We start from the raw sequence: 2,364 nt of genomic DNA, 5'->3' as shown, positions 1-2,364 counted from the left end.
CGTCGTGATCGGCGCTCACTGCGGCCACACCGCGGGATCGGGACGGAACCGCACCAGCAGGTCGGATCCCTCGAACTCGGCGCCGGAGACGGTGCAGCGCCGCAGACCGGACGCGAGCCGCACCCGGCGACGCATCCCGTCGGCGCCGATCACCAGGTCGTCGTCCACCCGGCCGAGTGTCAGCGATGCCGCGTCCGCCAGCGGCAGATGCATCCGCATCGTGTACACCGCATCCACCCCTGTCCCCGATTCGCGCTGTACCCGCACCGGCTCCACGCCGGAATCCTCCGGCGTATGCGGCGCCACGCCGTCCGGGTACAGCGACTCCGCAAGCGCCGCCAGAGAGGCCAACCCTACCGGTTCGGTGCATCGCTGCTCGCACTCGACCACGGCGACGGCGCCGAGAATCGTCTCGATCTCCGCCACGATCCGGCGCTGCCCCCCGCGCTGCTCGGCGAGCCAGGTCGCGGCGGGCCCGGCCTCGTCCACCGGGAAGTCCGGGACGGTCCGATTGACGAGCACGCGCGCCAGCCGCAGACCGGACAGGGCCGTCCAGGACCGCAGCCGCCGCGCCTCGGCGACGCCGAGTCGATCGGCGGTGGCGACGAGGTGGACCGAGGTGCGGGAGTGGTCGGCGAGCAGGTCCCGCACGGTCGCGGTGTGGTCGACGACGCGGTCGACGAGCGCCACGACCAGGGCCAGACGCGGGTCGGCACCCGTCGCCGCGACGATTCGGCTGTGCCGGGGCCAGATCCGCTCGATGTACTCCGACACCGTCGCCGGCGCGGCGAGCGTGCGGAAGGCGTCCGCGGACGCGGGGAGGTCGACGATCACCGCGTCCCAGCGTCCCGCGTCGGCCAGGCGGGCCACCTCGCCGAGGGCGAGGATCTCCTGCACGCCGGGCAGCCCGGTGACTTCCTCGGGTGCCGGGATGCCGAACCGGTCGCCGTGCTCGTGGGCGCCGCCGGCGGCGGCGAGCGCGGCCAGGAGCGCGAAGCGCTGCTCGAGCAGGGCGAGCGAATCGATCTCCAGCGTGTCGAGGCCGCCGGTGACCGGGACGATGCGCGCATCGACGGATCCCGGCGTCGCCGGGTCGACGGCGAACACATCCGTCAGCGAGTGCGCCTGATCGAGGGAGACCACGAGGGTGCGAACCCCGGAACGAGCCGCCGCGAGGGCGGTCGCCGCCGCGAGGGTCGTCTTGCCGGTGCCCCCCTTGCCGACGAAGAGCTGCACGGCGGCGGGGCCGGGCCGCCCGGCGTGCCCGCTCAGCCTTCCACCCGCTTCTTGAGTTCCTTCAGCGCGGTGTCGGTGATCACCTTCTCGGCCTTTCGTTTGAACAGGCCGATCATCGGGATGGTCAGGTCCACCGTCAGCTCGTAGTACACGGTGGTGCCGCCCTCCGGCGCTTCGGTCAGGATGTAGGAGCCGAACTGGGCCTTCTGGATCTCGCCCGCGACGAGCTCCCAGCTGACCGATCGGCCGTCCGGGGCCCACTGGTAGACCAGCTCGTAGGTGTCGCGCACCACCCCTGCGTCGAGCACGAACCGGACCCGCTCCGCGCGTCCCCCGGACTCGACGGCGAGCACTTCCACGGACTTCGCCGCCGAAACCCAGGCGGGGTACGCGTCGAAGTCGGCGATCACGGCCATCACCCGATCGGACGGAGCATCGATGGTGATCGACCTCTTGGTCTTCTCGGCCATGCGACCAACGCTTCCTTTCCCTCTGTCCCCGCCGTCCGTCCCACCGGTCGGCACACGCGGGAACCGTTGTCTATCACACCGTAGTAGTTCCGGGGAGGGCTCGTCGCCTGCAGGTGCTCGGCCGTCGGATCAGGGATTTCCGTCCCGGGGCGGTTCGCCGGCGGCGCGGCCCGCGTCCAGTCGCCGTTTGACGTCGAAGGTCATGGCCTTGCCGGCGACGCGACGCCGGTGGTTCATCGTGGCGAGGTCGAGTTCGCCCACCCGCTCCGGCGGCACCCCGGTCGGTTCGCAGTGCAGGAAGTAGTGCACGATCGCGCCGTCGAGCATCGGCTCGAGCCAGACCTCCATCGTGCCGTTCAGCGCGCCGGCGACCGACCACCGGATGCCCTTGTCGGCCCGGTCCTCGCGGACCGTCAGAGCCAGGTCGGGCCACCACGCACGCCAGCGGCGGGGCTCGGCGATCTCGGCCGCGATCCGCCGCGGCGCCGCGGCGACGAAGGTCTGATCGGCCACCTGAATGCTGCTCACGGGGAAAGCTTCACACACCGCCGGTTCCGGCTCGTCCAGGGGGCCGGGTCGGTCGGGCGCGCGGGCCGGTCGGGGCGTCAGGCCAGCAGGCGCCGCAGTTTCGCACCGAGCACGTCCCCCCGCCATTCGG

Annotated in this window: 3 protein-coding genes; all 3 read right to left on the bottom strand. The window is 72.2% G+C overall.

What is annotated here, in order from left to right:
• Positions 1–15 precede the first annotated feature (15 nt).
• The 3 genes from CQZ88_RS08660 to CQZ88_RS08650 all read right to left on the bottom strand — a co-directional run bounded on the left by CQZ88_RS08660 (position 16) and on the right by CQZ88_RS08650 (position 2,234).
• The gene (locus CQZ88_RS08660; RefSeq protein WP_102799604.1) at positions 16–1,236 is read right to left on the bottom strand and encodes an ArsA family ATPase; all 1,221 of its coding nucleotides are present in this window, start codon (positions 1,234–1,236) and stop codon (positions 16–18) included.
• A gap of 32 nt (positions 1,237–1,268) precedes the next feature.
• Positions 1,269–1,706, bottom strand: a complete 438-nt coding sequence (locus tag CQZ88_RS08655; protein WP_006933347.1) for an SRPBCC family protein — start codon at positions 1,704–1,706, stop codon at positions 1,269–1,271.
• Positions 1,707–1,835: 129 nt separating this feature from the next.
• A complete protein-coding gene (locus CQZ88_RS08650) occupies positions 1,836–2,234 on the bottom strand; it encodes a hypothetical protein (protein ID WP_044475735.1) in 399 nt (132 codons plus the stop codon).
• Positions 2,235–2,364 lie beyond the last annotated feature (130 nt).

It is taken from the genome of Rhodococcus sp. ENV425 (genome assembly GCF_002887785.1).
Lineage (GTDB): Bacteria > Actinomycetota > Actinomycetes > Mycobacteriales > Mycobacteriaceae > Rhodococcus > Rhodococcus aetherivorans.
Note: the sequence above shows the minus strand (reverse complement) of the source record. Positions and strands in the feature narration are given on the sequence as shown.